Here is a 3,862-nt window from a genome sequence, read left to right as displayed (position 1 = left end):
CCGGTTCGGAGATCAGGCGGCCACCACGGCCAACCACTGCCACCGCGCAGTCATATACCCGTCCGGCCCCGCCGTCACGGGTCATCCTGCCCGACCGGAGCCCCCAACAACGTCACGTGAGAACCACACGCCTCGTCGGGCCGGGGCGAAGCCCCGTTAGGAGTGTGAGTGGATGTTTGGGGTCTCTCGGGCGATGTAGGAGGGATTTGGCGAGGTTGGTGGCGGCCGGCCAGGAAGTGGAGCAACCCGTTCAGCCGGGTATGACGGTTCCACGCCGTTCCACGCCCGCCTTCGAACCGGAGGCCACAGGGCGCGGACCGCAGCCTCCATATAGCGAAGAAGCGCTCGACGGAACCTTGCACCATGGCCGCGGCGAGTGGCAATCCCCTGAAACCGTGGAGACTCCGATTGAGTGACGCTGGCTATGTCTGGTCAAGCGGCTTTTTTGATGGGCTCTGCTACCAATTCCCCGGATGGACCAACCTTCGACTACTTATAGTGAAGGGTTCCGGCCAAGTCTTACACCGTTTGTCCGATTTTGGTGAGATGAGTTTTGGGGGATGCTTCGGCGGCTGGCGAACAACGACCGAAGAGGCGACATGGGTGCACGGGACGACGGGTTGGAGTTGCGGCTCCTAGGTCGATTCACGCTGACCCATGGGGATGACGAATTCGGGCTCGCGCCCCGGGCCGAACGGCTCATCGCATTCCTGGCCCTGCGCGACGGTGCTGCTCGGGACCTGGTCGCGTTCAAGCTCTGGGCTGACTGTTCCGACGAGCAGGCACACGCCTGCCTCCGCTCGACGCTCTGGCGCCTGCCGAAGCCGGGTGGGCACTGCCTCGTCCAAGCCATGTCGGGGCAGCTGCGGCTCAGCCCCGACGTCGACATCGACGTGCGGCGCCTACGCCGGCTGGTCGAGCACTGGCAGCCCGATGCCCGTCCTTCGGACGGAGTGGACTCGTCGACGCTGAGCACCGACCTGCTGCCGTCCTGGTACGACGACTGGCTGGTCATCGAACGGGAGCGCCACCACCAGCTCCGCCTGCACTCCCTCGAGCGTCTGTCGTGCTGGCACGTGTCCCAGGGCGCCTTCACCGATGCCATCGAGGCGGGGCTCCAGGCCGTAGCAGGCGACCCGCTGCGGGAGAGCGCCCACCGGTGTCTCGTCCAAGCGCACCTCGGGGAAGGCAACCTCAGCGAGGCCGTCCGGCAGACGAGGACCTACCTCAGCTTCCTTCAGGAGGCGGGACTGCCGGGGCAGCTGTCCGTCCAGCTCGAGGCGCTCATCGCCACCAGCAATCGGTGGCATCAGGTGCCGTCGCCCGGCCCCCGCGCGCCCCAGTAGACCAGCCACCAGGCCTCCACCGCGCGCAGCAAGTCATTGAGCGAGGTGACGATAACGGCCGTTTCGGCGCGGCTGTCGACGTCGTGCGTCGAAACGACGCGCGCGCTGCGCACCGTCCGTCCGGGAAGCGTCGTCACGACCAGCACCCCGGTCGCCCGGTCCGGCGTCACGAGCCGTCCATCGCTCCCATGGAGAGCACCCACCGGCGCATGATCTCGCCCCCTCGTCACGGCGGCGTCACATCCACATCGCCGGAACGGCGAAATAGGAGCGTGCGCGGGCCGTGACGGCACAGTGACGCCACAGTGACGAGGGTCTGTGATGCTGCCTCCCAGTTTGGTCGCCGGGTCGGGCCGCCCCTTTGAACGCGCCGGATCCGAGCACCGGGAGGAGGGCGGACGTGGCGCAGCCCGAGGAGCTCCGAGACGGGGAGCCGGTCGGGATCGATGCTGCCCTGGAGCCGCTGCGGAAGTTGCTGGCGTCGGCCTGCGTGGCGTTCGGGCCGCGGTCCGCTGACCCATTCCGAGGGATGTACCTCGGTGAGCAGGACGTCGCGGAAGCCCTCGCACGGTCGACGCACCCCGCGTACGCGAGCGCCACGGCGGCCGCCGACGTGGCCGCGGGCTTCCGGTCGTGGCCGGGAGGCCGGCTGTTGGTCTCGCTGCTCGACCTCGACGAGTTCGAGCAGGCGGTAGTGGCGCTGGCTCTTGCGCCCGAGGTCGACCCGCGGTTCGGCACGGCGCTCGCCTGGCTGCAGGACGACCTCACCCGTCGGCGCCCGTCGAGCTGGCTGGCCCTGCAGCTGCTCTGCCCGGACGTGCAGCTGCTCGACGACTGTCGGGTGGCATTGTCCGGCGGGGGCCCGTTGTTCGCCTTGCGCGTCCTGGTCACGCAGCCGGCTGAGGTACCGCTGCCGACCCAGGTTCTCATCCTGGATGAGCAGATCCGTCGCTTACTGCTGGGGGAGCCGGGTCTTGACTCGCGGCTGGCGGGCTGGTGCCGTCTCGGCCGCCCGTCGGCAACAGACAACCTGCCCGAGCCACTCGGAACCGCGCTGCGGGTCGGCCGCGTGGTGCCCGGGGACGACACGATCCGGCTGACGCTCGGCGGCCGTCGCGGCCTCGGGCAGGGCTCGGTCGCCGGGGCCATCGCGGCGCTCACCGGCCGTTCGGTGCTGGAGGTCGACCTCGATGCGGCCCGGTCATTCGGACCGGCCCGCGCCCGCGATCTGTTCGCGGTGCTGGTGCGCGAAGCGGCGCTGCAAGACGCCGTGCTCGACCTGGTCCCGGCTGAGGCGCTTGCCGACGAAAGCTGGCTGCCCAGGCTGGTCGGTGATGCCGTGGAACGGGCGGGGGTATCTACCGTGCTGCGCAACCGCGGGAGTGGCCCTGCGCGCCGCCTCGAAGGCATCCCAATGATCTCGGTTGACCTCATCCTGCCCGGGCCGAACGAACGCCGCACGCTGTGGGCGGCGGCCGCGCACCATCAGGGACTGCGGCTCGACGATTCCGATTTGGACGTTCTCGCCCAACGTTACCGGTTGGCTGGCGCCGACATCCGAGCCGCGGTCGCTCGGGCTGTGGCGGCCTCCCGGCTGGGCCTGGCTTCATCGCAACCGGCGGCGGCGTGCGCCGCGCAGGCGCGGACCACCGGAGGTGACCGGCTCGCCGAGCTGGCCACCAGGATCGAGCCTCGGTTCGGGTGGGCCGACTTGGTCCTGCAGACGGCGACGACCGACCAGCTGCACGAGCTTTGCGCCCGCGTGGCCGTGCACGCCGAGGTGCTCGCCGATTGGGGGTTCGCGCGCAAGTTGTCCCTGGGGCGAGGCCTGGCGGCGTTGTTCGCCGGGCCGTCCGGCACCGGCAAGTCGATGGCGGCGGAGGTCGTCGCCGGACAGCTCGGCCTCGACCTGTACCGGGTCGACCTGGCCACCGTCGTCGACAAGTACATCGGCGAGACGGAGAAGAATCTCGACGCGGTGTTTCGCGCGGCGGAGGACGCGAACGGCATTCTGTTGTTCGACGAGGCCGACGCGCTGTTCGGTCGCCGCTCGGAGGTTCGTGACGCGCACGACCGGTATGCCAACCTCGAGATCTCGTACCTGTTGCAGCGGATCGAGCAGTACGACGGCACGGCCATCTTGTCGACCAACTTGCACGCGAACCTGGACGACGCCTTCCTGCGCCGGCTGACAGCGATCATCTGGTTTCCGTTCCCTGACGCGGGTCAACGGGCCGAGCTCTGGCGGCGAACGTGGCCGGCCGAGCTCCCATTGGCCGAGCTGGACTACATCGACCTGGCCAGTCGGTTCCCGCTCTGTGGCGGCAACATCAAGGCTGCGGCACTGGCCGCGGCCGGGCTGGCGCGTGCCGACGGCGGTGTGGTGACCTCGCACCACGTCCGGCACGCGGTGGCGCGCGAATACGAGAAGCTCGGCCGCACCCTGACCGCCGAGGAACTCGGTGCGCCGGCGGTGGCGCCGTGACGGGGGCACCCGCGGCGCAGCGGACACCAGC

The 3,862-nt window shown here is 69.6% G+C and carries 3 protein-coding genes; 2 read left to right on the top strand and 1 reads right to left on the bottom strand.

The window, feature by feature from the left end; genetic code table 11:
* The first annotated feature begins 851 nt into the window (after nucleotides 1–851).
* On the top strand, nucleotides 852–1,346 hold the full coding sequence (locus tag VIM19_04690; GenBank protein ID HEY5184202.1) for a bacterial transcriptional activator domain-containing protein: 495 nt from the start codon (nucleotides 852–854) through the stop codon (nucleotides 1,344–1,346).
* Here VIM19_04690 and VIM19_04685 read toward each other — a convergent pair.
* Nucleotides 1,310–1,516 (bottom strand): hypothetical protein, encoded by a 207-nt coding sequence (locus tag VIM19_04685; GenBank protein HEY5184201.1) that lies wholly within the window; start codon nucleotides 1,514–1,516, stop codon nucleotides 1,310–1,312. The two genes, VIM19_04690 and VIM19_04685, sit on opposite strands and share 37 nt — an antisense overlap.
* 647 nt (nucleotides 1,517–2,163) lie before the next feature.
* On the opposite strand from VIM19_04685, the gene VIM19_04680 reads away from it, so the two are divergent.
* A complete protein-coding gene (locus VIM19_04680) occupies nucleotides 2,164–3,831 on the top strand; it encodes an ATP-binding protein (protein ID HEY5184200.1) in 1,668 nt (555 codons plus the stop codon).
* Nucleotides 3,832–3,862: the final 31 nt, after the last annotated feature.

The sequence above is a fragment of the Actinomycetes bacterium genome, from assembly GCA_036510875.1.
Classification (GTDB): domain Bacteria; phylum Actinomycetota; class Actinomycetes; order Prado026; family Prado026; genus DATCDE01.
Note: the sequence above shows the minus strand (reverse complement) of the source record. Positions and strands in the feature narration are given on the sequence as shown.